This window comes from Alcaligenes phenolicus, assembly GCF_032063905.1.
GTDB lineage: Bacteria > Pseudomonadota > Gammaproteobacteria > Burkholderiales > Burkholderiaceae_B > Alcaligenes > Alcaligenes phenolicus.
Map to the genome: position 1 here is coordinate 297,624 of NZ_DAMBOE010000002.1, position 26,451 is coordinate 324,074.

22 protein-coding genes and 1 pseudogene are annotated in these 26,451 nt (G+C 57.6%); 11 read left to right on the top strand and 12 right to left on the bottom strand.

The window, feature by feature from the left end; translation table 11 throughout:
- The first annotated feature begins 7 nt into the window (after positions 1 to 7).
- Together hmgA and fahA are read left to right on the top strand one after the other, a co-directional pair.
- Complete coding sequence (hmgA, locus tag U2949_RS04785) at positions 8 to 1,312, top strand: homogentisate 1,2-dioxygenase (RefSeq protein ID WP_026485049.1); 1,305 nt, start codon at positions 8 to 10, stop codon at positions 1,310 to 1,312.
- The gene (fahA, locus tag U2949_RS04790) at positions 1,309 to 2,634 is read left to right on the top strand and encodes a fumarylacetoacetase (RefSeq protein WP_321286424.1); all 1,326 of its coding nucleotides are present in this window, start codon (positions 1,309 to 1,311) and stop codon (positions 2,632 to 2,634) included. The genes hmgA and fahA overlap by 4 nt, the downstream gene beginning before the upstream one ends.
- A gap of 170 nt (positions 2,635 to 2,804) precedes the next feature.
- Here the strand turns inward: fahA and U2949_RS04795 are convergent, their stop codons facing one another.
- Together U2949_RS04795 and U2949_RS04800 are read right to left on the bottom strand one after the other, a co-directional pair.
- Positions 2,805 to 3,491, bottom strand: a complete 687-nt coding sequence (locus tag U2949_RS04795) for a phosphatase PAP2 family protein (RefSeq protein WP_321286426.1) — start codon at positions 3,489 to 3,491, stop codon at positions 2,805 to 2,807.
- Positions 3,492 to 3,512: 21 nt separating this feature from the next.
- Entirely contained in the window at positions 3,513 to 4,928 is a 1,416-nt protein-coding gene (locus tag U2949_RS04800; RefSeq protein ID WP_026485046.1) for an FAD-binding oxidoreductase, read from the bottom strand.
- A gap of 129 nt (positions 4,929 to 5,057) precedes the next feature.
- Between U2949_RS04800 and U2949_RS04805 the strand changes: the two genes are divergently transcribed.
- Positions 5,058 to 6,446, top strand: a complete 1,389-nt coding sequence (locus U2949_RS04805; RefSeq protein ID WP_321286428.1) for a phosphomannomutase/phosphoglucomutase — start codon at positions 5,058 to 5,060, stop codon at positions 6,444 to 6,446.
- A 162-nt stretch (positions 6,447 to 6,608) separates the two neighbouring features.
- Here the strand turns inward: U2949_RS04805 and U2949_RS04810 are convergent, their stop codons facing one another.
- The 9 genes and pseudogenes from U2949_RS04810 to U2949_RS04850 form a co-directional block, all read right to left on the bottom strand.
- Complete coding sequence (locus tag U2949_RS04810) at positions 6,609 to 7,724, bottom strand: glycosyltransferase family 4 protein (RefSeq protein WP_321286773.1); 1,116 nt, start codon at positions 7,722 to 7,724, stop codon at positions 6,609 to 6,611.
- Between the two features lie 207 nt (positions 7,725 to 7,931).
- Positions 7,932 to 9,002, bottom strand: a pseudogene (locus U2949_RS04815) (glycosyltransferase family 4 protein); the annotation flags it as partial.
- Complete coding sequence (locus U2949_RS04820; RefSeq protein WP_321286430.1) at positions 8,999 to 10,126, bottom strand: glycosyltransferase family 4 protein; 1,128 nt, start codon at positions 10,124 to 10,126, stop codon at positions 8,999 to 9,001. The gene U2949_RS04820 and the pseudogene U2949_RS04815, both read right to left, overlap by 4 nt.
- Before the next feature lie 63 nt (positions 10,127 to 10,189).
- The gene (locus tag U2949_RS04825; protein WP_035275579.1) at positions 10,190 to 11,299 is read right to left on the bottom strand and encodes a glycosyltransferase family 4 protein; all 1,110 of its coding nucleotides are present in this window, start codon (positions 11,297 to 11,299) and stop codon (positions 10,190 to 10,192) included.
- Positions 11,300 to 11,338: 39 nt separating this feature from the next.
- A complete protein-coding gene (murJ, locus tag U2949_RS04830; RefSeq protein WP_321286431.1) occupies positions 11,339 to 12,700 on the bottom strand; it encodes a murein biosynthesis integral membrane protein MurJ in 1,362 nt (453 codons plus the stop codon).
- Entirely contained in the window at positions 12,697 to 13,722 is a 1,026-nt protein-coding gene (locus U2949_RS04835) for an SDR family oxidoreductase (protein WP_321286433.1), read from the bottom strand. Before U2949_RS04835 ends, murJ begins: the two co-directional genes overlap by 4 nt.
- Before the next feature lie 14 nt (positions 13,723 to 13,736).
- Positions 13,737 to 15,017 carry a Vi polysaccharide biosynthesis UDP-N-acetylglucosamine C-6 dehydrogenase TviB gene (gene tviB / locus U2949_RS04840; protein WP_022983251.1) on the bottom strand — a complete coding sequence of 427 codons (1,281 nt, stop codon included), beginning with the start codon at positions 15,015 to 15,017 and terminating at the stop codon, positions 13,737 to 13,739.
- 49 nt (positions 15,018 to 15,066) lie between these two features.
- Positions 15,067 to 16,191 carry an MraY family glycosyltransferase gene (locus tag U2949_RS04845; protein WP_009461102.1) on the bottom strand — a complete coding sequence of 375 codons (1,125 nt, stop codon included), beginning with the start codon at positions 16,189 to 16,191 and terminating at the stop codon, positions 15,067 to 15,069.
- Positions 16,192 to 16,389: 198 nt separating this feature from the next.
- Positions 16,390 to 17,346, bottom strand: coding sequence for a LysR family transcriptional regulator (locus tag U2949_RS04850; protein ID WP_009461103.1), 957 nt, complete (start codon positions 17,344 to 17,346; stop codon positions 16,390 to 16,392).
- Positions 17,347 to 17,635: 289 nt separating this feature from the next.
- Between U2949_RS04850 and uraD the strand changes: the two genes are divergently transcribed.
- The 6 genes from uraD to U2949_RS04880 all read left to right on the top strand — a co-directional run bounded on the left by uraD (position 17,636) and on the right by U2949_RS04880 (position 22,756).
- On the top strand, positions 17,636 to 18,166 hold the full coding sequence (gene uraD / locus U2949_RS04855; RefSeq protein ID WP_257723962.1) for a 2-oxo-4-hydroxy-4-carboxy-5-ureidoimidazoline decarboxylase: 531 nt from the start codon (positions 17,636 to 17,638) through the stop codon (positions 18,164 to 18,166).
- Between the two features lie 145 nt (positions 18,167 to 18,311).
- Positions 18,312 to 18,824 carry an ureidoglycolate lyase gene (locus U2949_RS04860; protein ID WP_009461105.1) on the top strand — a complete coding sequence of 171 codons (513 nt, stop codon included), beginning with the start codon at positions 18,312 to 18,314 and terminating at the stop codon, positions 18,822 to 18,824.
- A complete protein-coding gene (locus U2949_RS04865) occupies positions 18,821 to 19,612 on the top strand; it encodes a class II aldolase/adducin family protein (protein WP_321286436.1) in 792 nt (263 codons plus the stop codon). The genes U2949_RS04860 and U2949_RS04865 overlap by 4 nt, the downstream gene beginning before the upstream one ends.
- Positions 19,613 to 19,639: 27 nt before the next feature.
- The gene (locus U2949_RS04870; RefSeq protein WP_026485035.1) at positions 19,640 to 19,825 is read left to right on the top strand and encodes a 4-oxalocrotonate tautomerase; all 186 of its coding nucleotides are present in this window, start codon (positions 19,640 to 19,642) and stop codon (positions 19,823 to 19,825) included.
- A gap of 374 nt (positions 19,826 to 20,199) precedes the next feature.
- Positions 20,200 to 21,684 carry a nucleobase:cation symporter-2 family protein gene (locus U2949_RS04875; protein WP_321286438.1) on the top strand — a complete coding sequence of 495 codons (1,485 nt, stop codon included), beginning with the start codon at positions 20,200 to 20,202 and terminating at the stop codon, positions 21,682 to 21,684.
- A 196-nt stretch (positions 21,685 to 21,880) separates the two neighbouring features.
- A complete protein-coding gene (locus U2949_RS04880) occupies positions 21,881 to 22,756 on the top strand; it encodes an outer membrane protein OmpK (RefSeq protein WP_026485033.1) in 876 nt (291 codons plus the stop codon).
- 63 nt (positions 22,757 to 22,819) lie between these two features.
- On the opposite strand, the gene U2949_RS04885 is transcribed toward U2949_RS04880, so the two are convergent.
- Positions 22,820 to 23,737, bottom strand: a complete 918-nt coding sequence (locus U2949_RS04885; protein WP_026485032.1) for a LysR family transcriptional regulator — start codon at positions 23,735 to 23,737, stop codon at positions 22,820 to 22,822.
- A 110-nt stretch (positions 23,738 to 23,847) separates the two neighbouring features.
- On the opposite strand from U2949_RS04885, the gene gcl reads away from it, so the two are divergent.
- Both gcl and hyi read left to right on the top strand, forming a co-directional pair.
- On the top strand, positions 23,848 to 25,623 hold the full coding sequence (gcl, locus tag U2949_RS04890; protein ID WP_026485031.1) for a glyoxylate carboligase: 1,776 nt from the start codon (positions 23,848 to 23,850) through the stop codon (positions 25,621 to 25,623).
- 28 nt (positions 25,624 to 25,651) lie between these two features.
- Positions 25,652 to 26,440, top strand: coding sequence for a hydroxypyruvate isomerase (gene hyi, locus U2949_RS04895; RefSeq protein WP_321286441.1), 789 nt, complete (start codon positions 25,652 to 25,654; stop codon positions 26,438 to 26,440).
- Positions 26,441 to 26,451 lie beyond the last annotated feature (11 nt).

Genomic DNA, 26,451 nt, shown 5'->3' on the forward strand with positions numbered 1-26,451 from the left:
ACCCCTAATGAGCTCTTTGAATTATCAGATTGGTTTTGGTAACGCTTTTGCCACCGAGGCTCTGCCCGGCGCGCTGCCACTGGGACGCAACTCGCCGCAGCGCTGCCCTTACGGGCTGTATGCCGAGCAGTTGTCCGGCACGGCCTTTACCGCGCCACGCGCCGATAACCGCCGCTCCTGGCTGTACCGCATTCGCCCCAGCGCCAAGCAAGGAGCATTTACGGCATTTGAAGGCGCTCCTCACTGGAACGAAGACTTTGGACAAGGCCCGGCCAACCCCAATCGCCTGCGCTGGAGCCCGCTGAATCTGCCCGGCAAGCCGACCGATTTTCTGGCTGGTGTCCATACCTGGGCAGGCAATGGCAGCAGCGACTCGCAAAGCGGCGTTGCCATCCATTTGTACGCCATCAACCAGTCCATGGGACGGCGCGTGTTCTATAACGCCGACGCCGAAATGATGTTCGTGCCCGAACAGGGTCGCCTGCGGCTGGTCAGCGAACTGGGCATCATGGAAATCGAGCCTTGCGAGATTGCCGTCATGCCGCGTGGCGTCCGCTTCAAGGTGGAGTTGCTGGACGATGTGGCCCGTGGCTATTTGCTGGAAAACTTCGGCGCCCCTCTGCGTTTGCCCGAACTGGGTCCGATCGGCTCCAACGGCCTGGCCAATGCCCGTGACTTCAAAACGCCGGTAGCCTGGTACGAAGATGTCAGCGAGCCGCATGAGCTGGTCACCAAATTCACAGGCGGCTTCTGGGTTGCGCAATTGACGCACTCGCCCTTGGACGTGGTGGCCTGGCATGGCACGCACGCCCCCTACAAATATGATTTACGCGACTTCAATGTGATCGGCTCGATCAGCTACGATCACCCCGATCCCTGCATTTTCAGCGTATTGACCTCGCCCTCCGACACCCCCGGCACGGCCAACCTGGACTTTGCTATTTTCCCGCCACGCATTCTGGCCATGGAAAACACCTTCCGCCCCCCTTGGTTCCACCGTAACTTCGCCAGCGAATTCATGGGCCTGATCCAGGGTGTGTACGATGCCAAGGCTGATGGCTTTGCACCCGGCGGCTCCAGCCTGCACAATTGCATGAGCCCGCATGGCCCCGATGCCAACACCTTCGACAAGGCCAGCAGTGCGGACTTGAGCAAGGCAGACTATCTGCGCGGTACCATGGCCTTTATGTTCGAGACCCGCAAAGTCATCCGCCCCTCGCCACAGGCCTTGCAAAGCGGCAGCCTGCAAGCCAATTACGATGCCGTCTGGGACGGACTGGAAAAACACTTCTCTACGGAACAAAAGGCATGACCCGACCTTATCTGAATGACACTCACGACCCCAAGCTGCAAAGCTGGGTGCCCGGCGCCAACGAGGCCGATAACGGTTTCCCCATCCAGAACCTGCCCTTTGCCGTGGCCCGTCGCCGTGACAGTCAGGAAGACTTCCGCGTCATGGTGGCCATTGGCCCCTACGCGCTGGACCTGGGCCTGCTGGCCTGCGATACCCCCTGGCACGGCAAAGCCGCCGACGCCCTGGCCGCTTGCGTCAAACCTGCCCTGAACGGCCTGATGGCCTTGGGTCAGGAATACTGGAGCGCGCTGCGTGCCGCCTTGTCACATGACTTGCGCCAGGGCTCCTCAGCCGAGTCGCGCCTGCGCCCCATGCTGATCGAGCGCAGCAAGCTGGAATACGCCCTGCCCGCCCAGATTGGGGACTACACCGACTTCTATATTTCCGTGCACCACGCAACGGCAGTGGGTAAACAGTTCCGACCCGATGCGCCCTTGCTGCCCAACTACAAGTGGGTACCCATTGGCTACCACGGCCGCGCCTCCAGCATTGGGGTATCCGGCCAGCAGTTCCCGCGCCCCGTCGGCCAGACCCGCCCATCCGAGGGGCAGGAGCAGCCCAACTTTGGTCCTTGCCAGCGCCTGGACTTCGAGCTGGAGATGGGCATTCTGATTGGCAAGGGCAACGAAGCTGGTCACCGTATTCCTATTGCTCAGGCAGACGAACACGTTTTTGGTCTGTGCCTGTTCAATGACTGGTCGGCACGCGATCTGCAAGCCTGGGAATACCAGCCTCTGGGCCCTTTCCTGGCCAAGAACTTTGCCTCGACGATCTCCCCCTGGGTAGTGACACTGGAAGCCCTGGCTCCCTTCCGTCGCCCCTTCAGCCGTCCCGATTCCGATCCCCAACCTCTGCCTTATTTGCAGGATCAGGCCAACCAGGAAAGTGGCGTTCTGGACGTGGAACTGGAGGTGTACCTGAGCACCGAGCAGTCTCGCCAGCAAAAGAAAGATCCGGCTCTGCTCTCGCGCAGCAACTTCAAAGAAGCGTATTGGACGGTGGCCCAACTGGTCGCCCATCACAGCGTCAACGGCTGCAATCTGCAAACTGGAGACCTGCTGGGCACCGGCACCTTGTCCGGCCCGGCCAAAGGTCAGGAAGGCTCCTTGCTGGAAATGAACCAGGGCGGCAAGAACCCCATTGATCTGCCTTGGGGCGAACAGCGCAAATTCCTGGAAGATCAGGACGAGATCATCTTGAAGGGCCTGTGCCGTCAAGATGGCTACCCGACCCTGTCTTTTGGTGAATGCGCTGGTCGAGTATTGCCTGCCGTGCCTTAAGTTCAAGGCACCCAAACCTGCGAAGGTCTGATTGGCGAGAGACGCTTGCTTGTGAACAACACCCCGCAGCCGCTACCTGGCTTCGGGGTGTTGTTACGTAAAACCTATAGAAACAGGCTCGCAAAAACAAAAAAGGGACTTGAAGTCCCTTTTTGCAAACTCAGAGAGCCCTAGGCAGGCAATTGCTTATGTCTGGCCCAAGACCAGAGGATATAAAACAGCACGCAGCCATACAGCCCCAGAACAGCGCCTGAAGCCAGCACCTGGCTAAGAAAATGGTAGCCCTGCATGATGCGTAGAAAGCCGAACAGCAAACCGGCGCTGATACCCAGCACAAAGCCCCCGGCGGCCAATTTTCGGCAGCCTGTCATGACGCCCACAAAGAACAGGGACAGGAGCACAAAGCCGGATGCGGCATGAGCACTGGGCAAGGCATTGCCTGCTTCAGCCCAGGAGTGCGCCCAGAAGTAGGTGGGCATGGATTCTGTACCGCCAAACATGGCCAGATTAAAGGGGCGTGGCATGGCGGTCAGATGTTTCAGTACGCCTACCATTAAAGGGCCACTACCCATAAAGAAAGCCGCCCCCGCCCAAGCCAGTTGGCGGCGGGAGCCCTTGGGCTGCCGCCAGGCCACGATCATCCATATCACTGCGCCGCCAAAGGGAACGAACCACACCAGCCTGCGCCCGAATAAATCGACAAAAGGCTGCAATCGCCAGGAAAAGTCCTGGACTTGTGGGTCATAGAAATAGGCACTGAGTGACAGGTCCGTTGCTGAACCCATCGTCACTGCCGCGACGATTCCCAAAACAGTAAAAAAAACGGCACTGGCAACGATATAAGGACGAAAAAACATCTACACACCAAGTAGCTTCAATCAGTCGGGCAATACTTTACCGGGGTTCATGATCCCCAAAGGATCCAGCGCCGTCTTGATCTGCTTCATCAAGGCCAGGGAAACCGGGTCTTTATAACGGGGCAGCAGTTGGCGCTTGAGCTGGCCTACGCCATGTTCGGCACTGATGGAGCCATGGAAACGGTGCACGCTGTCATGGACCAGTGCATAGATCTCGTCCTGACGCTTCAGCAGCTCTTCCTCCGTGAAGGCGGTGCCGCGCGCGACGTTGTAGTGCAGGTTGCCATCACCCAAGTGCCCGAATGTCACATTCTCCAAACCAGGGAAGGCTTCTTGCAAAGCCTTGTCCGTCTCGTGCACAAACTGGGACATCACGGACACAGGGATGGACACATCATGCTTGATGCTTTTCCCATAGGCTTTCTCTGCCAGTGGAATGCTTTCACGCAAATGCCAGAGCGCCTTGCTTTGTGCGATGGTCTCGGCGATAACGGCGTCTTGCACCAGATCTTGCTCCAGAGCCTGACCGATCACGCTCTCAAAACGCTCGCGAGCATGCTCCAGGCTTTCGCTATCAGACAGCTCCAGCAAGGCATACCAGGCTGCTTTTTCAGCCGGGCCCTGGAAAGGCATGCGTTGATCGGGGTAGCAATGCAGCACGGCTTGCAGACAATTGCCTGCAATCAGCTCAAAGCCGGTCAAGGACGCCGCCAGACCCTGACGGGCCAATGCCAGCACCTGAACGGCATCTTCAATCGTATTCAATGCCAGCAAGGCGGTGCACGCTGCTACAGGCTGGGGATAGAGCTTGATGGTCGCGGCGGTGATGATACCCAGGGTGCCTTCGCTACCAATAAACAGGTTGCGCAGGTCGTAACCGGTATTGTCTTTGCGCAGACCAAGCAGGCCATGCAAGATTTCGCCCTGGGCAGTCACCACTTCCAGGCCCAGGGTCAGGTCGCGAGCATTGCCGTAACGCAGAACCTGCGTGCCGCCTGCATTGGTAGCCAGATTGCCACCAATCGTGCAGCTGCCTTCTGCGGCCAGGCTCAAGGGAAACAGACGCTGATGATCACGGGCGGCCTGCTGCACATTTTGCAAAATGCAGCCAGCTTCCACCACCATGGTGTCGTTGTCGGTATCCACGCTGCGAATCTTGTTCAGGCGCTCCAGAGACAGCACCAGCGCAGTGGCGCTATTGTCCGGCGTTGCGCCCCCGCACAAACCGGTATTGCCGCCTTGAGGGACAATAGGCACGCGATGCTCGGCACATAGACGCACGACCTGGGCCACTTCTTCCGTCGTTGCAGGCCGGGCCACCGCCAAGGCAGTACCGGTATAGCGTCCACGCCAATCCTCCAGGTACTGCTGCATGGATTGTCCTGTCAGCACATGCTGCTGACCAATACGCTGTTCAAGTTCGTTCAGAAAAGTCATGACCCAAGCCACTCAAGAAAAACAATCAGGCGCTCTTGCTGTCGCGCTACAGCTCTTAATGGTAACTCACGAAAGCCGGTGGCATTCGCGCTAAACTTCTTTCTTTGTGTATTCGTTCAGGACGCGACAGTGACCCACATTCCCGCTCTACCGACCGCTGTATTCAAAGCCTACGATATTCGGGGCACCGTTCCCGAGCAACTGAATCCCGACTTCGCCTACCAATTAGGTCTGGCCCTGGCGGCCTTGGCCCGTGAACAAAGCGTGCAAACCCTGGTAGTGGGTTACGACGGCCGCCACAGCAGCCCTGCTCTGTCTCGTGCCCTGCAACAAGGGATCCAGGCAGGCGGAATCAACACAGTCGATCTGGGTATGGTTCCTACTCCCGTCGTCTATTTTGCGGCCAATGTACTGGAAACCGGCTCGGGCGTAGCCATCACAGGTAGCCATAATCCGTCCAACTACAACGGCTTCAAGATGATGATGGCCGGCAAGACCTTGCACGGCCAGGATATCCAGGGCCTGATGAAACGCATGCAAGCCGGTATTGAGCCTGCGGCTCAAGCAGGTACCGGCGAGAAAAGGGACTTGCTGGACCAGTACGTCAGCACTATCGCTGAACGTGTCAAACTGGCCCGTCCCATGAAAATTGCCCTGGACTGCGGCAACGGCGTGGGTGGCGTAGTGGCCGCCCGCCTGTTCAAGGCCCTGGGTTGCGAAGTGGACATGCTGTTTGAGGATGTGGATGGCAGCTTCCCCAATCACCACCCGGACCCGGCCGAGCCGCACAACCTGCAAGACCTGATCGCCCATGTTCAAAACACGGACTGCGAAGTGGGTCTTGCCTTTGACGGCGATGCCGACCGTCTGGGTGTGGTGACTCGATCGGGTCAGATCATCTGGCCAGATCGTCAGCTGATTCTGTACGCGCGCGATATTTTGCAGCGCGAGCCCGGCTCCACGATTATTTTTGACGTGAAATGCAGCCGCCACGTTGCCCTGGAAATTGCCAAGGCCGGGGGTGAGCCCTTGATGTGGCAGACCGGCCATTCGCTGATCAAGGCCAAACTGGCCGAAACGGGTGCCCCTTTAGCTGGCGAAATGAGCGGCCACGTGTTCTTCAAGGAAGGCTGGTACGGCTTTGATGATGGCTTGTACACAGGCGCACGTCTGCTGGCGATTCTCTCGCGCGGTGACAACCCGACGGCAGAGTTGGAAGCCTTGCCGCAAGACCTGTCCACGCCGGAACTGAAACTGCCGCTGGCCGAAGGCGAGCCTCATGCCTTGATTGCCCGCCTGCAAAAAGAAGGCCGTTTCCCCAGTTCCAATCAGCTCAACACGATTGATGGTGTACGTGCAGAGTATCCGGACGGCTTCGGTCTGGCTCGCGCCTCCAATACCACTCCGGTGATTGTGCTGCGTTTTGAGGCCCAGTCCCAAGATGCGCTGGAGCGGATCCAGGGAGAATTCCGAGCGGCACTGCTGGCCTTGAAGCCGGATGCGGCATTGCCTTTCTAAAGCAGCGTTGATTCACTAGAGCCCGGCATCCCTGCTCCAGGCTCTAGTAAAGTATAAAAAACGGGCTGAACTGCCTCTGAAATCCTGGATTCAAACCCAAGTTACAGCAGACAATTCAGCCCATTTCTTATGCCTTGGTTCAAGACCAAGGCAGTCAAAGCCTTAACGGCTCAAATACTGATACAGATCCAGATGAGCCTCGCTGATGCGGCCTATATCAAAAGCCTCCTCAGCCAAGCGGCGGCTTTCCGCCCCCATGGTTTTTCGCTTGGTCGTATCTTCACCCAAGTCCATCACAGCCGCCGCCAAGGCCTGTGCATTACGTACTGGCACCAGCACACCTGTCACGCCAGGTTCGATGGCATCACGGCAACCGGGTACGTCAGTCGTGACCACCGCCCGCCCACAAGCAGCGGCTTCTACCAAGGACTTAGGCAGGCCCTCACGGTAGGACGGCAGCACGGCAATATGTGATTGAGCGTAAAGCTGCGCAATATCGCTACGTTCGCCCAGACACTTCACCACGCCCTGCTTTTGCCAGCTCTGCCACTCCTGATCGCTGATACTGGCCGGATTACCGGGGTCGGGACTGCCAGCCAGTACCCATTTAACCGGGCTACCTTGAGCAGCACTGATGCGTGCGGCTTCAACAAACTCACGCACACCTTTATCCACCAACAGGCGCGATACCATCAGGGCGACGGGTGGGCCTTCAGGCTCTGGCAAAGCTTGAAACTCGTTCAAGTCCACGCCTGAGCCACGAATCAGGACACACTGATCGCGTTTGACAACACGGTCTTCCAGCAAGACATCACGGTCATTGCTGTTCTGGAAAATCACGCGGCTATTCGGATGTCCCAAGGCAATGCGGTAAAGCTGCAGGGCAATCCAGCGCACCGGATCAAAGGACTTGTCGCGCTTGGTAAATACATAGCCCAGCCCGGATACAGCGGCCAGAAAACCAGGCACACCGGCCAGTCGCGCTGCAATCCCGCCGTACAGAACCGGCTTGATGGTGACCGCATGCACCAGCTCCGGACGCTCACGGCGAAACAAACGCCACAGGGCCCAAATAGTTTGCAGCTCTTGCAAGGGATTGGTCCCGCTGCGTGTCATGGGCAAAGCATGGTGATGCAGGCCGTGACGCTCGATCTCTGCAACCGCCGGGCCATCCATGGTGGCGACATGCACGTCATAACCCTCACGTTGAGCGGCTTGCGCCAAAGGCAAACGATGCGACAGGAAAAAAGCGGGGTTATTCACCACGAACATCAGCATGCGCGTTTTCTTGCTGGCATCGTCCGTCAAGGCACTCAAGGCCTGGCGGCTGCGCTTGCGCTTGGGGGGATACTGCGCCGTCAAGGTCTTCCAGGCCTGCGTGTAATTCTTGACCATGCCTTCCAGGGAGAACAGGCGGGCAACCCGCTCACGCGCATGCTCATGACGAGCCTGCCAGGAAGGCGCACCCAGTTCATCAACCGCGCTATTGATCGCGCCGGCCAAGGCTTCGGCATTGCTGGGGGGCACAATCCAGCCCTCATTACCGACGATCAAGGCAGCATCACCCACATCGGTGACCACATTGGACACCCCCGCAGCCATTGCTTCGCAGACCACGTTGGGAAAGCCTTCTGCCGAGCTGGACAAGACATGCACGTCCAGCGCATTCATCAGGCGGGGGACATCGCTACGGCGTCCCATCAGGATGACGCTCTCACGCAACTGATGCTGATCCAGCAAGCGCATCAAAGTTTCGTTACTGCTGTCCATACCGTCGCCAATCAGAAGGCAACGCAAGCCCGGATGACGGTGCAGGCTGCGAGCTAAGGCGGCCAGCAGATTGGGATGATCCTTCAGCGGATTCCAGCGGGCCACACTGCCAATGACAGGCGTATCCAGTGACAGGCCCAATTCTTCGCGCACTTCTTCACGTGCCTGTGGGTCAGGATGCCAACGGCTTAGATCGTAGCCATTGGGAATCACTTTCATGATGTCCGCACGATAACCCCACTGCTTGTGACGTCGGGCGGCATTTTCTGCGCAGGACACAATCAAATTGGGAATAAAGCGTGACAGGCGGGCGCACAGCCAGGCCACCATACGAGCTTTCGGGCTGCCTTGATACAGATTCGCGCCGGAGTTACGAATACCCCAGGACACAGCCGGAATGCCGACCAGTCGCGCTGCGGCACCACCGATCAGATCGGAGTGATACATCCAGGTCTGCACCACATCGGGCTGCAAATCGCGCAGCAAGCGCGTCAGCGACCGCAGGCCTTTCAAAAAACCCAGCGGCGAGTGCATGTGCAGGCAGTACAAAGGAATGTCTGCAGCCCGTAGTTGCGGCCCGAAAACATCTTCCTCGCCCAGAGAAATCACAATATGTTCGGTCTCTTGACCGGGCGCCGTCACCAAGCGGAACAAGACGGTTTCTGCCCCACCCTGCCCCAGTCCCGCAATAATATGCACGACTCGCAAGGGCGGCGTTACTTTCTCCAGCTTGTCATCCACGGCGTCTGTTTCCTGATTGAACGACCTTGGCTGCATTGCACTCATGCTTTGGCTCCCTCTTCGATACCGCCACGGGCGGCCTGAAAGACCTGGTCCCAGTTAAGCAAAACCTGCTCTAGTTCATAACGCTGACGCACCGCCGCAGCGGCACGACGGCCCAAGACGCCCCGAAAGACGCCGTCCCCCATCAGGTCGGCCAGGGCGGCAGTCAGGGCGCCTTCATCTCCCACAGGAACCAGCAGGGCGTCCTTGCCATCGGAGCTGATCTCGCGCGGGCCGCTGGGGCAATCCACCGTTACAGCGGGCAGACCCATGGCCATGGCTTCCAGCAACACATTCGGAAAACCCTCTACTTCCGAGGTCATGACAAAAGCATGGGAGCGCGCCATTTCCTGCCAGGGCTGGGCAGTTTTTCCAGCCAGCTCAATACGGTCAGCGGCTCCGGACATGGCAATCTGCTGCACCAATTGGGCACGCTGCGGGCCATCACCCCAGATTTTCAACTTCCATTCCGGATAATCGGCGGCCAGGCCTGAAAATACGCGGATCAGGACATCAAAGCGCTTGGAAGGCACCAGACGCCCCATGGCCATCAAAGTGCAGTGACGGTTCTCCTCCACCCGCACCTCGCGCTGCACGGCATTCAAAGCCTGCGGCAAGGGGTTGGGCACAACCATGACCTGTTTCATGCCTGGCACCATGGCTTGGAAGGCAGCCACACTGGCTCGGGTCTGCACAGTCACTACCTGCGCCTTGGGGTACAGACGGCGACGCAAGCTTTGCAACAGCTTGCCTGCGCTGCTGCTAAAGGCCGGGTTGGTGCGCTCACCCACCACAATAGGGACGCCCATGCCGCCCAGCCCCAGCAACACATTGATATTCACATTGGTCAGAAAAGACACGATGACATCAGGCTGTTTTTCATGCACCAGCTTGCGCATGGCACGCAGCTTGGCCAAGGGTTTGGGCAGCCAGCTACCGCGCATGCGATGGGCCAGCCACACCAGCTCCACCTTGGAGTCAATAGGGTAAAAGGCGCTGCCTCCTCCACTATAAGTAGGCACCAGGGTGACCTGATCGCCCCGCAAACCCCAGGCATTGGCCAGGGTGGAAGCGACGCGCTCGGCGCCGCCTGCGTTCAGGGAGCTGACGAAAAACAGAATATTCACTGGGCCTCCATGGGCTCATCGACCGGGTAGCTTGGACCTGCTGGCACTAAGCAAAGCGCCATTTTAAGTCCGACGCAAGCACTGTTCCAACACTTGCTGCCACAGCGCCAGCACTCGGGCCGAGGAAAAGCGGTCGCGCACATCCGTGGCACGGCGCGCCAATCGCTGGCGCTTGTCTTCGTTGGACATCAAGTCGGACAAATGGGCCGCCAAGGCCTCCACGTCTTCAATCGGGCGTACCAAGACGCCGTCAATATTGGCGCGGATGATCTCGCGCGGGCCGGTATCGCAATCAAAGGCAACAGCGGTCAAACCACTGGCCATGGCTTCCAGCAGGCTGTTGGACAAGCCCTCCATGCGGGAGCTGAGTACATACAGATCAGACTGCTGGTACCAGTCCGCCATATTGCCGACACGGCCGGGCAACTGAATCCGCTCTTGCAGCTCCAGCTCTTCAATTCGTGCTTCCAGAGGAGCACGCTGCTCGCCTTCGCCCAGAATCACCAAGTCCCAGTCCGGGAAATAGTTGGACAACATGGCAAAGGATTCGATCAGGGTGTCAAACCCTTTAACCGGGTGCAGTCGCCCCACAGCCAGCAAACGTTTGCGGCCTTCTGGCAGTTCGGGCACCGGCACGACAGGTTCGGCACTATCCATAGGCCAACGTACGGCATTAGGAATTACCTGAACCTGGCTGCCGGGCACATGCTCGCGCAACCAGTCTGCAGTACCTGCGGTCAACGCGATCACGGCATGAGCTTGCGGATAGGTACGCAAACGGGCTTTCTGCCAGAAAGAGGACAAGGACTGAGAAGGCGGATGTGTATGCTCGGTCGCAATGACCTTGCAGGGCAAGCCCTTGGCGGCGGAAATGGCCAGCACCGAGGAAGTCGTCATCATGCCCAGCACCACATCAGGCTTGTTCTTGCGTATCAGGGAGCGCAAGCGGCTGACGCGTCGCCAGTTCTTCCACAAGGCGTCCAGGCGGCCACGACTGCTGCCTGCGGTCCCCAGCACGTGGCGCTCTACGCCCTCTGCCACGGTATACGCATCTTTTTCACGACCGGCCTGAGTCACCAGAGACACTCGATAGCCGCGTGCCACCCAGGCTGCGCTTAAATCGACTGCCACACGTTCTGCCCCGCCCCCACCCAAAGAGTGGATAAGCAACATGATATGAGGGCGAACTACCGAATGACTGTGCACGTTTTCCTATTCCTGCGAACCAGACGCGAAGGCACTGGCTGGCCTCAAGGCCAAGATGAAATAACAAGTGAAAGAGGCCGCATACATCAGGCTGGTCGCCAGCATGATGCCCGACGGGCCCATGCGCGCCGCCAGAATCGGGTTAAGCGCCGCTTTCACCAAAAAATTGATCACGGCAATAATTGCCATGGATTTATACCGGTTCTGACTGGCCAGTAACTGCACCAGAATCAGCACCCCAAAATAAAAAGGCAGTTGCACCAGTCCCCAACTAAAGACTTGGGCGACAGTGGCCGTATCCTGCGCCGTGAATGCCCCACGCTCAAACAGCAGAGCCACGCCCCAAGGAGCCAGCAGGACACCGATGGCTGCCGCCACTCCACCAGCCGCCAACATCATGACCGACCATTTCAAGGCCATGGAACGAGCACGGGCGTTATCGCCCCGGCTTTGAATATCAGCCAGCACAGGCAAGGCAGCACGGCCTACAGAGGCCGCCCCCACACCTAGAACCAGGGCCAGCAAGCGCGTGGCATAACCCAAGGTCGCGTTGGCATTGGCACCCAGATTGGCCGCCGTATATTGGTCGATAGGGCCGACAAAGCTCATGGCAACCTGCCCCACCAGCATGATGGTGGCGGCCTTGAGCAAATCCGGCCACTGTTCGGCACGCAAGCTGATCGTGGGACGAGCCCAGATCTGATCAGCCCGAGAAGCCAGAATCATCAGCCACACGGCCTGGATCGTCATACCCAGCAAGGTGCCCCACAACAAGGGGCCAATGCCGGCATTGGCCCCTGCGGCCAGCACCCAGATCAGGATGACAAAGGCAGGAACACTTTCCAGCAAGGTGTTGATATGGCGCTCATGCGCCCGCAAACGGGCGGCACTCAGGCCAATCATCAGGGTCAGAACCGCCGCCGGCGCAAAGGCAAACAGCAGTTCCTGGCTCATTTCATGGACTGCAGGGCTTAAACCCTGTCCCGTCCATTGCAGCACCCAGGGCCAGCTAATCCAGATCAATGCACCCAGCACGCAGCCCAGCACAATGCACCAGGCCTTGAGTTCACCCAGAAAACGGCTGCGCGCTGCCGGTTCCAGACGATGCAAGCGCACCAGAACGGGAATCAGCACAACGGACATGGAGCCGACGATTGTCACTGGCAGCCAATTGGCCATGACCATCGTGAACTGATAGGCATCGACTACATCGCTCACACCGTAGCGATACGCCACCGCCATTTCTTTGAAAGCGCCCGCTGCCTTGCCCAGCAATAGAAAAAACGCCACCCGCATCGCCCCCAGGGCGATGCGACGGTGGTCGTCATGCAGACTAGACAGACGTGCTTTCAGGCCGGCCCAGATCAACTCAGAAACGCCACGTACCAGGGCATGGCCGTATTCAGGCCCTGCAAAATCGTGTGAGTCGGCTCGTAACCCAATTGGGTGCGAGCCTTAGTGATATCGGCTTGAGAGTGCAGCACATCGCCCGCGCGGAAATCCGCATAGATGGGCTGCTTGGTGTAGTGCACACCATTTGCACCCAAGGTCTGCTTCAAGTGCTCGAACAGCTCATTCAAACTGGTACGAGCATTGACGGCCACGTTATAGACCTCAGCCACAGCAGGTTTTTGCTGTACGGCGGCCAGGATATTCATCTGAATAACGTTGTCGATAAAGCAGAAGTCACGGCTGGTTTGGCCATCCCCATTGATTTGCACATCCTGGTTCTGGATCATGGCCGATACCCATTTGGGGATCACCGCAGCGTAAGCACCGTTAGGGTCCTGACGTTTGCCAAATACATTGAAGTAACGCAGGCCCACGCTGGAAAAGCCATAGGCACGGGCAAACACGTCCGCATACAGCTCGTTCACGAACTTGGTGACGGCGTAGGGAGACAGTGGACGACCAATCGTATCCTCCACCTTGGGCAAACCGGGATGGTCGCCATAGGTGGAGCTGGAAGCCGCATAAACAAAGGCTTTAACCTGTTCGTCACGCGCAGCCACCATCACGTTCAAGGCGCCGTTCACGTTGACTTCGTTGGAAGTCAGCGGATCGTTCAAGGAACGAGGCACCGACCCCAAAGCGGCCTGGTGCAGCACATAGTCCACGCCTTTAACCGCTTCGCGACAGGTATCCAGATTGCGGATATCGCCTTCAATAAAGCGAAAGCGAGCCCAGCGCTCGCCACCAACCTGATCGCGCACTTCGTCCAGATTGTATTGATGGCCGGTTGCAAAGTTATCCAGACCCACCACCTGCTGATCCATTTTCAGCAGGGCTTCCAGCAGGTTGGAACCGATAAAGCCGGCACAACCCGTAACCAGCCAGGTTTTAGGCTGATTACGCAGTTGCTGGCTCGCCTGTTCAAATGCAGCGCTCATAATACTTTCCAAAATTAAAGACGCAGATCGGATTGTTCGCGATCAAACACATACTTCAAGTCGTAGAGCACATGCTCGGGCTTGCCCCATTGGCGCACACCTTCCACACCCAGTTCCTTGAACTGCTTGTGAGCCACGGCCACGATGACGCCGTCGTACTCGCCCGCTTTGGGAGTCTCGACAGGCGTAATGCCGTATTCGTGCTGCGCTTCTTTGGGGTCAACCCAGGGGTCGTACACGTCTACATGAACATCGTATTGCTTGAGTTCATGCACGATATCGACAATACGGGTGTTACGCAGGTCCGGGCAGTTTTCTTTAAAGGCCAGACCCAGCAGCAGAACGCGCGAACCTTGCACCTGAATGCGGCGCTTGGTCATGGCTTTAACCAGTTGGGAGGCTACGTAACCGCCCATGGAGTCGTTCAGACGACGGCCAGCGAGAATGATCTCGGGGTGGTAACCAATGGCTTGCGCCTTGTGGGTCAGATAGTAGGGGTCCACGCCAATGCAGTGACCACCAACCAGACCGGGACGGAAAGGCAGGAAGTTCCACTTGGTGCCCGCCGCTTCCAGTACGTCCAGGGTGTCAATGCCCAGGCGGTTGAAGATCAGGGCCAATTCGTTGATCAGGGCGATGTTCACGTCGCGCTGGGTGTTCTCGATCACCTTGGCCGCTTCCGCCACGCGAATGGAGCTGGCCTTGAACGTGCCCACCACAATGATCTCGCGGTACAGGGCATCCACCAGTTCAGCGACTTCGGGGGTCGAGCCGGAAGTGACTTTCTTGATGGTGGAAACGCGGTGTTCCTTGTCACCCGGATTGATACGCTCCGGGCTGTAGCCGGCGTAGAAATCTTCGTTGAAGCGCAGACCAGACACTTGCTCCAGCACAGGCACACACACTTCTTCGGTCGCGCCGGGGTAAACCGTGGACTCGTAAACCACGATGTCACCACGCTTGAGCACTTTACCGATAGTCTCGGAAGCTCGGACCAGGGGTGTCAGATCAGGCTGCTTGAATTCATCGATAGGCGTGGGCACGGTCACGATGAAGACATTGGCCTGTGCCAGTTCATCCGCCTCGCAGGAGTAGCTCAAGCCACTGGCCTGGGCCAGCTCTTCGCTCTCGACCTCCAACGTGCGGTCTACCCCTTCCTTGAGTTCGGCGACACGACGCGCGTTAATGTCAAAACCAATAACGGAACGCTTTTTGCCAAACTCTACAGCCAAAGGCAAACCGACATATCCCAAGCCGATGACGGCCAGTTTCACATTCTCAAGTTGCAACTTCATTCTCCAGTTAGCGCTATGCGCAAGGAATAATCTTGAACGCCTGACAGTATCAGTCCCGATCTATCCGCCGCCGTACTGAGGGCAGCAGCAGCCAGGAAGGGCGACGCCACGAAACCAGACGGGAATAGAGCCAGATATAAACCAGTGAGAAGGCCAGCATGCTGGCACACAAAGCCCAGGTATTGTCCCACCAGATCGTGGCCGGCACCAAACCGATCAAGGCCAGTACCCACAGGTACGGCGAGGTCATGGCATTACAAAACGCGGGCAAGGCTCCGCCACTGTCACGACTGAACGTGGAACGCACCAGACGACGGAACACCAGTTGATGCAGGTGCAGCGCGTCCGGCTGATCCACAGGCACACCGCGTTTGAAACGGCGACGCCAGATCGAAAACATGGTTTCAAAAACAGGGTAAAACAGCACGGCCAGGGCATAAAACGGCGACACACTGGGGTTACGTACCACCAGTTGCACAGCCAGCTCAGCCAGCATGAAGCCCAGGAAATACGCGCCACCATCCCCTAGAAAGACCCGTCCGAAAGGAAAATTCCATACCAGAAAGCCCAGGGTGGCCGACGCCAGCGAGGCGGCAATCAGGAAAATTGGAATATCTTGCACCTGCAAGGCTACCAGGGCCAGCGACAACGCCATCAAGGTGGCGATCATGCCGGCCAGACCGTTCATACCGTCAATAATATTCAGGGCATGGGTGCAGCCGCCTACCGCAATCATGGTAAAGAGCAGCGAAATGGGCCAGAAACCCAGGACCCAATCAGCCCAGCTCACCCCTACACGCGACACGCCGCCCAGCAACCACCAGGCAATCGCGGCCGACAGGAAAGCGGCCAGCAAGCGCTTCAGGGAACCTACGTCCTTGGTGATGTCCTCGACCAGACCCGCCACAAATACCGGCATGGCAGCCAGAAACAAGACCGGCCACAGCCAGGTCAGTGTCATATTGCTGGGCCCAAGGACCAACAAGCCAGCCAAACTGCCTGCCACCACGGCCAGACCACCCACACGCGGGGTAGGACGAGAATGGGACGCTTGGGGTTTACTAAGGTCGCTGTCCCCGGTCAGACGGCCATGCCAACGTTCGGAGGCCACGATCAGCCCGCCGACCATAAAAGCCACGACACAGATATACAACCAGGTAAGAGATTCCCCCATCTGAGGTAAAGACACCGCAAAACACCTGCTAGGTTAGGAACTGCACATTATCAACCTGCCTTCCGGCTTGTGTCCGTGACCAGTCGCATTAAATGCAACAATTTCCGTCAAGTCCCGTATCACTTTCGTGTAGGCAGGAGTAGCTCGCTAATTTGCCCGAGCGCGAGCCCGAAAGCAAGTATTTTGCGGGATTGGGGCTCAGGAATCGGGTTGCGGCAACGGTTCTGTCGAGGCCAGCTGATTGCCGCACTCGGTCAGGAGTCGCCGTAACCAGCGATGGCTGGGCGAATGCCGGTTACGTTCATGCCAGAGCTGATAAAAGCGCATGGGCGGAAACTCCAGCGGGGCCTCCAGAATCGCCAGGGGCAATAGTCGACAATAAAACTCGGCGAAATGACGCGAAGTCGTAAAAATCAGGTCTGTATTCTGTAGCAAATACGGTGCCGCCGAGAAGGACTGCACCGCCACGCTTTCATCACGCTGAATACGTAAGGTCGCCAAGGTCGTATCGATGACACCGCGCTGGTTGATGGAATACGGCATGGGCACCACATGGCGCGCCCGCACGTAATCATCCATGGTCAGCCCCTTGCGAGCCAAGGGGTGCGTTGCCGCTACCAGGCAGACAATCTGATCTTCCAGCAGCACGGACAGGTGCATGCGATCGGGCGGTTCGGGCCAGTTCCCAATAACCATATCCAGGTCGCCTTCCGCCAAAGAACGCTCAAAATCAAAGCTGGCATCCAGAGAATGCAGATTCAAGCGTGCCCCCGGTGCCTCGCGACGCATGCGCTCGACCACTCCGCCAATAAAGACAGGCGCCAGGTAATCTGGCGCTCCGATATGAAACTCACTGCGACTTACCTGAGGGTCGAAACTGTCGGGCGCATTAACCATACAGTCGATCTCGGCCAGGGCTCCTTTAGCGTGGGCCAGCAGGCCAATGGCGCGCTCGGTGGGCACCATGCCCCCTTTTTCACGCACCAGCAAAGGATCGCCAATAATGTCACGCAAGCGTCGTAAGGCCGCACTGATAGCAGGCTGCGACTGGTTCATTTTGAACGCGGTACGCGAGACGCTGCGCTCGGTAACGAGTAAGCAAAATACCCTCAAGAGATAGGTATCAAGCGGGTTATCCCCACGTCGGGCGGCCATCTTATTCTCTCCTTCTTACGCTTTTTTCCAGCATGATAATGACATACATGCACAATACGAGATGGCATATATCATTTATACGCCTAATTCTATTTTATTTATAAACAGAAAACTTAAACTGGTCCCATATAAGAAAATCATAGCCCACAGGCGGTGGTTTATAAGGGTTTGAATAAATCAAACATCCCGTGTAAACGCCCACCCACTACCCTTGATAAAACGGCCCCCAGGCCTGGTCCTGGAGCCGCCTCGGCTCGCACTATTTACGCTTAGATAATCGGACTGACACATGACTACTCAAACCCTTACCACCACACAGGCGCTCACCGAACTCTCCAGCCTGGATCAGAGCCAATTCGTGGAAAAGCTCGAAGGTATTTTTGAACACTCCCCTTGGGTCCCTGAGCGTAGCTGGAACCAGCGTCCCTTTGAAAGCGTGGATCAGTTGCACGCCTGCATGGTGCAAGTGGTCCAAGAAGCATCGCACGAAGAACAAAAGAGCCTGATCTGTGCTCACCCCGAGCTGGCTGGTAAAGAAGCCGAGCAAGGGACTCTGACCACCGCCTCGACAGGCGAACAACGTGGTGCCGGCCTGGATCAGTGTTCGGCCCAAGAGCTGGCCCGTCTGCGTGGCCTGAATGCCCAATACCGTGAGCGCTTCGGTTTTCCCTTCGTCATTGCCGTCAAGGGTTTGAGCCGTTACCAAATCATGGATACAGTAGAAGCTCGCCTGAACAACAGTGCTGAAACCGAGTTTCAAGCTTGTCTGACCGAAATCGGCAAGATTGCCCGTTTCCGTCTGGATGCGCTGCTGGGCTGATTTTGCTGCCTGCCGGGTCTTGTTGACCCATCCAGTTCACGGGGTAGCGCCAGCCTGCGGGCACGCTGCCCTTTGTTTCCTGTGACCCTTCGTGGCGCGGCTGCTTTCAGCCCCACGCGGGTCTGCCTTATCAAGGACCTCTGCCATGACAATCACATTGAAGTTGGAAACCCTGACAGCCGAAGCCTTCGCCCCCTTTGGTGATGTCATCGAGGCCTCCGACACGGTTCAGCACTTCACCATCAATGAAGGCAATACCGAGCGCTACCACGACCTGGCCAAGATCGAGCCCGGCGCAGACGGTCAAGCGATTGTGTCCATTTTCCGTGGTCAGCCGCGCACCCTGCCCTTTACCGTAGAGATGATGGAGCGCCACCCCAAAGGGAGCCAGGCCTTCATTCCCCAGTCCGGCCAGCCCTATCTGGTGATTGTCGCCCCTGCTGGCCCAACTCCCAAGGCAAGCGATCTGCGCCTGTTCCTGGCCCGCGGCGACCAGGGCGTGAACTACGCAACTGGCGTTTGGCATCACCCTTTGATGGCACTGAATCAAGTGGCCGACTTCATCGTGATTGACCGCAAAGGTCCCGGCGACAACTGTGATGTGATTCAGCTGGAAGAAAAAGCCATCATTGCTGAACTGGAAACCACAGCAGCGTGAGCCATTCCTGTCCCATCACGCCTGACATAGCGGCCATTTACGCCCATCGTCCGGCCGATATTGATCCCGAGCACTGGCGCGCCCGTGTCAATCTGGCCGCCGCCTACCGGCTGGCGGCCCGCCAGGGCTGGGACGATATCATCTACACCCATATTTCCCTGCGCCTGCCCGGCCACGACGGCATTTTCCTGATCAATCCCTTTGGTTTGCGCTTTGATGAAATCTGCGCCTCCAATCTGCTCTTGATTGATACCCAGGGCCAGGTCGTGGATGGCACAGGCCGTCGAGCCAACCCCAGCGGTTTTGCCATACATGGTGCCGTCCACCGCGCCCGTGCCGATGCACACTGTGTCATTCATTTACATACAGATGCCTCGATTGCGGTCTCGGCCCTGTCCTGTGGATTGCTGCCCCTGTCGCAACACGCCATGCGGTTCTGGCAGGATATTGGCTATCACGACTATGCCGGTCTGGCCTTCCCGCCCCAGGAACAGGAAACCCTGCTCAAGCAATTAGGCTCCTATCCCGCCCTGCTCTTGCGCAATCACGGTGCCCTGACCTGTGGCCGTACTGTTGCCGAAGCTTATGTCCTGATGGATGCCTTGGAGCGCGCCTGTCGCATTCAGCTCTCGGCCATGGCTGCCAGCCCGCAACTGCACCTGCCCCCGACGGATGTGCTGGATTTGACACATCGCCAGCTTTTACCGGGGGGCGAGCCAGAGGGCTTGTTAGAATGGCCAGCCTTGCTACGCAAGCTCTATCAGAGCGAGCCGGATTTTTGCCGCTAACACCCTTTCCACCCCTACGGAGCTTTTATGCCTTCTATTAACGTACAACTATTCGACGGCCGTCCCGTGGAAATCAAGCGTGAACTCGCCCAGGCCCTGACCAAAGAAGCCTGTCGTGTGCTTGGCTGTACCCCGGACGCCGTTGATGTGGTCTTTACCGACGTCAAACGCGAAGACTGGGCCACGGCCGGCGTCCTGTGGTCGGACAAGTAAATCAGACCCATGAAAAAGCGGCCACAGGGCCGCTTTTTTTATATCTATCAGATACTTGGCAGTCCTTCACACCTGAACAAAAAGGTAGTTTGGAGGCTGCTAACATAGATTTTCAGGATGGACTAGGTGGGCAATACCCCTAGCATTGAAAAACGCATGAAAAAAGCAGGAATCTGCTAGGCCGTAGCCTGAACACAGCCCCCCATCTACAGGGCTTATATCCTTTCCCCCCTGTGGGGATCCGCCTGCCATACGCTTTTACGTATTCTACTTATCAAGCCGTACTGCCTTCCAGTGATACGGCCCATCCGATAACTTTATGCTTACGCGGCCCAGGCATCGGCTGCGCATAACGTATTAATAAGGAGACCCGGATGTCCGCCAACCCAGAAGTGTCTACGCCTGCTGCTTGTGACGGTGTAGACGAACGCCTACCAACGGGGCGCCTGGCAACCCTTGGTTTGCAACACGTCATGGTGATGTACGCGGGCGCAGTTGCTGTCCCCCTGATCATTGGTGCAGCCTTGGGCCTGACCAAAGAACAGATCGCATTCCTGATTAATGCTGACCTGCTGTGCTGTGGCGTGATTACCATTATCCAGGCCCGAGGCCTTGGTATCTTCGGCATCAAGTTGCCCGTCATGATGGGTGTGTCTTTTGCGGCGGTCAGCCCCATGATCGCCATCGGCCTGGACCCGCAACTGGGCCTGCCCGGTATTTTTGGCGCCACCATCCTGGCCGGTATCTTCAGTATTCTGATTGCTCCGGTATTTAGCCGTCTGATGGGCCTGTTCCCCCCGGTCGTGACCGGCATCATCATCACCGTTATTGGTGTGACACTGATGCGTGTAGGTCTGAACTGGATTGGTGGCGGCGCTCCCACGATTACAGATCCGGCCACCGGCCTGTCCATCCCCAACCCCGAATACGGTTCGCTGGAAAATCTGGGCATTGCCCTGATGGTGCTGACCGTCATCTTGCTGATCACCAAATTCGCCCGCGGTTTCCTGGCAAACGTGGCGGTGCTGATTGGCCTGCTGGTCGGTTTCTTCGTCTCTTTGGCCATGGGTCGCATCACCTTTGAAGGCCTGGATCAGACCAGCTGGTTTGCAATCGTCACCCCCTTCCACTTTGGCGTTCCCACCTTTAGCTGGGCCTTGCTGGGTGCAGCCGCTGTTCTGTCCCTGATCATGGTCGTGATCATGGTTGAATCGCTGGGCATGTTCCTGGCACTGGGCTCCATCTGTGGCCGTCCGACTGACCGTGAAGCGCTGGTACGTGGTTTGCGCACCGACGGCCTGGGCACCCTGGTGGGCGGCATCATGAACACCTTCCCGCACAGCTCTTTCTCGCAGAACGTGGGCCTGGTCAGCGTGACCGGCGTGCGCAGCCGCTGGGTATGTGTCATGGGCGGTGCCTTCCTGATCATGCTGGGCCTGTTCCCCAAAATGGCTTTCATCGTGGCTTCCATCCCCAACTATGTTCTGGGTGGTGCCGGCATCGTGATGTTTGGCATGGTGGCCGCTACCGGCATCAAGATCCTGATGTCTGCCAATCTGAACCGCAACCCTTACAACCCCTACATCGTGGCCATCAGCCTGGGCTTTGGCATGATTCCCCTGGTTGCCGAGCACCTGCTGGACAAGATGCCCCCTGCTCTGGCCCCCCTGCTGCACAGCGGAATCTTGTTGGCTGCCGTATCTGCCATCTTGCTGAACCTGTTTTTCAACGGCATGGAAAAATACGTCGATCAAGGTCACACCGTTGAGTCCACCGCTGCAACCCAGGCTCGCAAACAGGCAAGCGTTCAAAAAGAAACAGAAGAAAGCAGCACCCAGCTGGCCTCGCAAAACGGCTAAGCCCCCCTTTTGAACAGCCGCCCTGCCTGAAACGGGCGGCTGTTCAAATTTCAGCAGTACCTTCATAAAAGTATCGACTTCCCATAATTAATCTAAGCAAGGTCAGTAACACCCACTCAAAGAAAACTAAAGCCGCAGGCCATAAGGGACATCAGATCCCAGGGACCTGCTTGTGCTCAAACAAAGAGGAGACACTATGAAAAAGCTACACCCTGCTCGCTGGGCATGCGCCCCGCTGGCCGCCGCCCTGCTGTCCAGCCCCGCCTTGGCAGCTGACTGGAGCGACACCTTTTTAGGCTACCGCTTCAGCACGCAGTACACCGAGCCGATGAACGATCGGACTATCCAGAAGCACATCCTGAGCCTGACACACGTCAACGGCTACAGCCTGGGCCAGAACTTCTTCAACCTGGATATCCTGCAGTCGGACCGCTACGATCCCTCCAACGGGAATGGCAGCAATGGCGCCACCGAGTTCTACGCCACCTATCGTCACCAGCTCTCCATGGGCAAGGTGTTCGACAAGGATCTGAGCTTCGGCCCCGTAAAAGATGTAGCCATCACAGCGGGCTTTGACCTGAACACCAAAAACACCGCCTTTGCACCGCGCAAACGCCTGCTGGTACTGGGCCCAACCTTCAAATTCGATGTACCCCGAGGCTTTGTGGACCTGAGCCTGATGGTGGGTAAGGAGTGGAACCACTGCGGTCTGGGTGCTCCCGCCTGCCCGGACAGCCGCCGCTCTTTCGACACCCAGTTTTTAGCCAGCCTGAACTGGAATCTGCCCTTTGATCTGGGTTCAGTGCCTTTGAAGTTCCAGGGCTTTGCCAACTACGCCGGCCCCAAAGGTGATGACTACGCGGGCATCAGCACCAAGTCTGAAGTACTGGTCCGTACATCCCTGATGGCCGACGTGGGTAAAGTGGCCTTCGACAAGAAGAACACCTTGTGGGTGGGGATTGGCTACGAGTACTGGTACAACAAGTTCGGTAACCGCTACAAGGCAGACGGCAGCCTGAAACCCGGTATCAAAACCAGCGCTCCAACCGTACAGCTGGAATGGCATTTCTAAGTCGTACGCAGCAAAAAAAACCGCTTTTCGAAGCGGTTTTTTTCATTCCAAAGCGTAAAAATCCTAGAACTGCACCTCACCGTCCCAGTAGCCCGGCGTGTTGTAGATGGCACGCAAATAATCAATAAAGCGCCGCACCTTGGCCGGCAGATAGCGCTGCTGCTGATACACCGCCTGAATGTCATAGCTGGGAATCTCGAACTCGTTCAGCACCGTCACCAGCTCGCCCCGCTTGAGCTCGGGCTGAATCTCCCAGGTCGATCGCCAGCCTATCCCCCAACCTTGCTTGACCCAATTGAAGAGCAGTTCACCGTCATTGCAGTCCAGATCACCATCAACGCGCACCGCCAAAGGTCGACCATCACGCAAAAAGGTCCAGCCGCGTTGCTGCCCACCCTGCAAGTTGAAGGCCAGGCAGTTATGACGAGCCAGATCTTCCGGTACGCGCGGCACCCCGTGACGCTCGAAATACTCAGGCGTTCCACACACCACACGGCGATTCGGATACAGACGTACCGCCACATAGTTAGGGTCGGTAACCTCGCCAATACGCAAGGCCATGTCATAACCTTCGCGCACCAGATCCACCACGCTGTCGGTGAAGTTAAAAGACAGTTTCAGCTCGGGGTAACGCTTCTTGAAGGACAAGGCATGCGGTGCCACATGACGGCGCCCAAAAGCGGCCGGAGCCGATACCACCAGGTGCCCGCGCACCACTTTACGCTGGGCGCTGATGCTGGCTTCGGCCTCTTCAAAGTCCTTCAGAATTTGTTTGCACTGCTCCAGAAACTGCTCGCCAAGATCAGTCAACGTCAGCCCGCGCGTGGACCGGTGCATCAAACGCACCCCCAGTCTCTGCTCCAAGGCATCCAGGCGCCTACCCATCACCACCGGGGTAACGCCTTCGATCACGGAAGCAGCCGCAAAACTGCCTTTTTCAGCGACCAGCGCAAAACTTCGAATTTCGGTATAACGGCTCATTCAATACTCCAAGTATCGATAGAAACAATCGTACCACCATTTCTAGGCAGGGCTATCACTCCTTATTATCGAGTTGTGAATTTCGTCAAACGATGATCTAGGAGATATCAATGGCTCGAATGAGAGCAGTGGACGCCGCCGCCGCGATTTTACGTAAAGAAGGCGTGAGCACCGTATTTGGCGTGCCTGGCGCCGCAATCAACCCCTTCTACTCCGCACTGCGCAAGGAAGGTGGCTTTGATCACATTCTCGCCCGTCACGTGGAAGGCGCTTCCCACATGGCCGAAGGTTTTACCCGTGCCAATCCCGGCAATATCGGCGTATGTATCGGTACTTCCGGCCCCGCTGGCACAGACATGATCACCGGTCTGTACTCCGCATCGGCTGACTCGATCCCAATTCTGTGCATTACCGGTCAGGCCCCGCGTGCCCGCCTGTACAAGGAAGACTTCCAGGCCGTGGACATTGAATCCATTGCCAAGCCCGTGACCAAATGGGCCGTCACCGTGCGCGAACCCGATCTGATCCCACGCGTGTTCCAGCAGGCTTTCCACATCATGCGCTCTGGCCGTCCTGGTCCTGTACTGATCGATATGCCTATCGACGTACAGATGGCCGAGATCGAATTTGATCTGGACACCTACTCCCCGCTGGAAGCTTACAAGCCTGCCGCCACCCGTGCCCAGGCTGAAAAAGCCATCGAACTGCTGAACGCTTCCGAGCGTCCGCTGATCGTATCCGGTGGCGGCGTGATCAACGCCAACGCATCCGAGCTGCTGCAGGAGTTTGCCGAGCTGGTCAACGTGCCTGTTATCCCGACCCTGATGGGCTGGGGCACCGTGGCCGACGATCACCCCTTGATGGCTGGCATGGTTGGCCTGCAAACCTCGCACCGCTACGGCAACCAGACCTTGCTGGCATCGGACTTTGTATTCGGTATCGGTAACCGCTGGGCTAACCGCCACACCGGTTCCGTGGACGTCTACACCGAAGGCCGCAAGTTCGTGCACGTGGACATCGAGCCTACACAGATCGGCCGTGTATTTGGCCCTGATCTGGGTATTGCCTCGGACGCTGGCGCTGCATTGAAACTATTCATTGAAGTCGCCAAGGAATACAAGGCTGCTGGCAAGCTGCGCGACCGCGACGCCTGGGTAGCCGACTGCCAGAAGCGCAAGGCCACCTTGCAGCGCAAGACCAATTTCGACAACGTACCCCTGAAGCCTCAGCGCGTTTACGAAGAAATGAACCGCGCCTTTGGTCCTTCGACCACCTACGTCAGCACCATTGGTCTGTCGCAGATTGCTGCTGCCCAGTTCCTGCACGTGTACAAGCCACGTCACTGGATCAACTGCGGTCAGGCAGGCCCATTGGGCTGGACGATTCCTGCCGCCCTGGGTGTCGTTGCTGCTGACCCCGGTCGCGAAGTGGTAGCCATTTCGGGCGACTACGACTTCCAGTTCATGATTGAAGAGCTGGCCGTAGGCGCACAATTCAAGCTGCCTTACCTGCACATTCTGGTCAACAACGCCTACCTGGGTCTGATCCGTCAGGCACAGCGCGGCTTTGAGATGGACTATTGTGTACAGCTGGCCTTTGACAACATCAACGCCCCAGAAACCGAAGGTTATGGTGTCGATCACATTACCGTGGTGGAAGGTCTGGGTTGCAAGGCCATCCGCGTACACAAACCCGAAGACATCCAGCCTGCCATTGAACAGGCTCGTGCATGGATGAAAGAGTTCAGCGTGCCGGTTGTGATCGAACTGATCCTGGAGCGCGTCACCAACATTGCCATGGGCACCGAACTGCACAATGTGACGGAATTCGAGTCCCTGGCCGAAGCGGGTATTGACGCCCCCACCGCCATCTCGCTGATGGACTGATTGCTGATTTAAAAAACGGAGTAGCACTATGCCAAAATTTGCCGCCAACCTGACCATGCTGTTTAACGAGCACGACTTCCTGGATCGCTTCCAGGCAGCGGCCGAAGCCGGTTTCAAGGGAGTGGAGTACCTGTTCCCCTACGCCTACGACAAACAGCAACTGGCTGACAAACTGCAACAACACGGTCTGACTCAAGTGTTGCACAACCTGCCTGCGGGCGACTGGGACGGCGGCGAGCGCGGCATTGCAATCCTGCCCGAGCGCGTGGGTGAATTTCAGGACGGCATAGGCCGTGCCATTGAATACGCCACTGCGCTGGGCTGCAAGCAAGTCAACTGCCTGGCGGGCAAGCTGGCCGAGGGCGCAGACCGTGAACTGGCTCACAAGACCTTGGTCAGCAATCTGCAGTTTGCTGCCGCCAAGCTGAAAGACGCTGGTCTGCGCCTGCTGGTTGAACCTATCAATACCTTCGACATTCCAGGTTTCTACCTGAACCGCACCGAACAGGCCGCGGCACTGTTGCAGGACGTGGGTTCGGATAATCTGTTCATCCAGTACGACGTCTACCACGCCCAGCGCATGGAAGGCGAGCTGGCTGCCACCATGAAAAAGCACCTGGACAAGATTGCACACATCCAGATCGCGGATAACCCAGGCCGCAACGAACCGGGCACAGGCGAGATCAACTACGCCTGGCTGTTCAAGTACATCGACAGCATTGGCTACCAGGGCTGGATCGGCGGCGAGTACAAACCCGCCGGCGTGACCAAGGATGGCCTGGGCTGGATGACTGAACTGACTGAAGTCACCGCCTGATCGTCGAATAC

Excerpts from the sequence above, each read along its gene's own strand:
- hmgA (WP_026485049.1), top strand. The coding sequence starts at position 8 with ATGAGCTCTTTGAATTATCAGATTGGTTTTGGTAACGCTTTTGCCACC.
- fahA (WP_321286424.1), top strand. The coding sequence starts at position 1,309 with ATGACCCGACCTTATCTGAATGACACTCACGACCCCAAGCTGCAAAGC.
- U2949_RS04795 (WP_321286426.1), bottom strand. The coding sequence starts at position 3,491 with ATGTTTTTTCGTCCTTATATCGTTGCCAGTGCCGTTTTTTTTACTGTT.
- U2949_RS04800 (WP_026485046.1), bottom strand. The coding sequence starts at position 4,928 with ATGACTTTTCTGAACGAACTTGAACAGCGTATTGGTCAGCAGCATGTG.
- U2949_RS04810 (WP_321286773.1), bottom strand. The coding sequence starts at position 7,724 with ATGCTGATGTTCGTGGTGAATAACCCCGCTTTTTTCCTGTCGCATCGT.
- U2949_RS04825 (WP_035275579.1), bottom strand. The coding sequence starts at position 11,299 with ATGTTGCTTATCCACTCTTTGGGTGGGGGCGGGGCAGAACGTGTGGCA.
- U2949_RS04835 (WP_321286433.1), bottom strand. The coding sequence starts at position 13,722 with ATGAGCGCTGCATTTGAACAGGCGAGCCAGCAACTGCGTAATCAGCCT.
- tviB (WP_022983251.1), bottom strand. The coding sequence starts at position 15,017 with ATGAAGTTGCAACTTGAGAATGTGAAACTGGCCGTCATCGGCTTGGGA.
- U2949_RS04845 (WP_009461102.1), bottom strand. The coding sequence starts at position 16,191 with ATGGGGGAATCTCTTACCTGGTTGTATATCTGTGTCGTGGCTTTTATG.
- U2949_RS04850 (WP_009461103.1), bottom strand. The coding sequence starts at position 17,346 with ATGGCCGCCCGACGTGGGGATAACCCGCTTGATACCTATCTCTTGAGG.
- uraD (WP_257723962.1), top strand. The coding sequence starts at position 17,636 with ATGACTACTCAAACCCTTACCACCACACAGGCGCTCACCGAACTCTCC.
- U2949_RS04860 (WP_009461105.1), top strand. The coding sequence starts at position 18,312 with ATGACAATCACATTGAAGTTGGAAACCCTGACAGCCGAAGCCTTCGCC.
- U2949_RS04870 (WP_026485035.1), top strand. The coding sequence starts at position 19,640 with ATGCCTTCTATTAACGTACAACTATTCGACGGCCGTCCCGTGGAAATC.
- U2949_RS04875 (WP_321286438.1), top strand. The coding sequence starts at position 20,200 with ATGTCCGCCAACCCAGAAGTGTCTACGCCTGCTGCTTGTGACGGTGTA.
- U2949_RS04880 (WP_026485033.1), top strand. The coding sequence starts at position 21,881 with ATGAAAAAGCTACACCCTGCTCGCTGGGCATGCGCCCCGCTGGCCGCC.
- U2949_RS04885 (WP_026485032.1), bottom strand. The coding sequence starts at position 23,737 with ATGAGCCGTTATACCGAAATTCGAAGTTTTGCGCTGGTCGCTGAAAAA.
- gcl (WP_026485031.1), top strand. The coding sequence starts at position 23,848 with ATGGCTCGAATGAGAGCAGTGGACGCCGCCGCCGCGATTTTACGTAAA.
- hyi (WP_321286441.1), top strand. The coding sequence starts at position 25,652 with ATGCCAAAATTTGCCGCCAACCTGACCATGCTGTTTAACGAGCACGAC.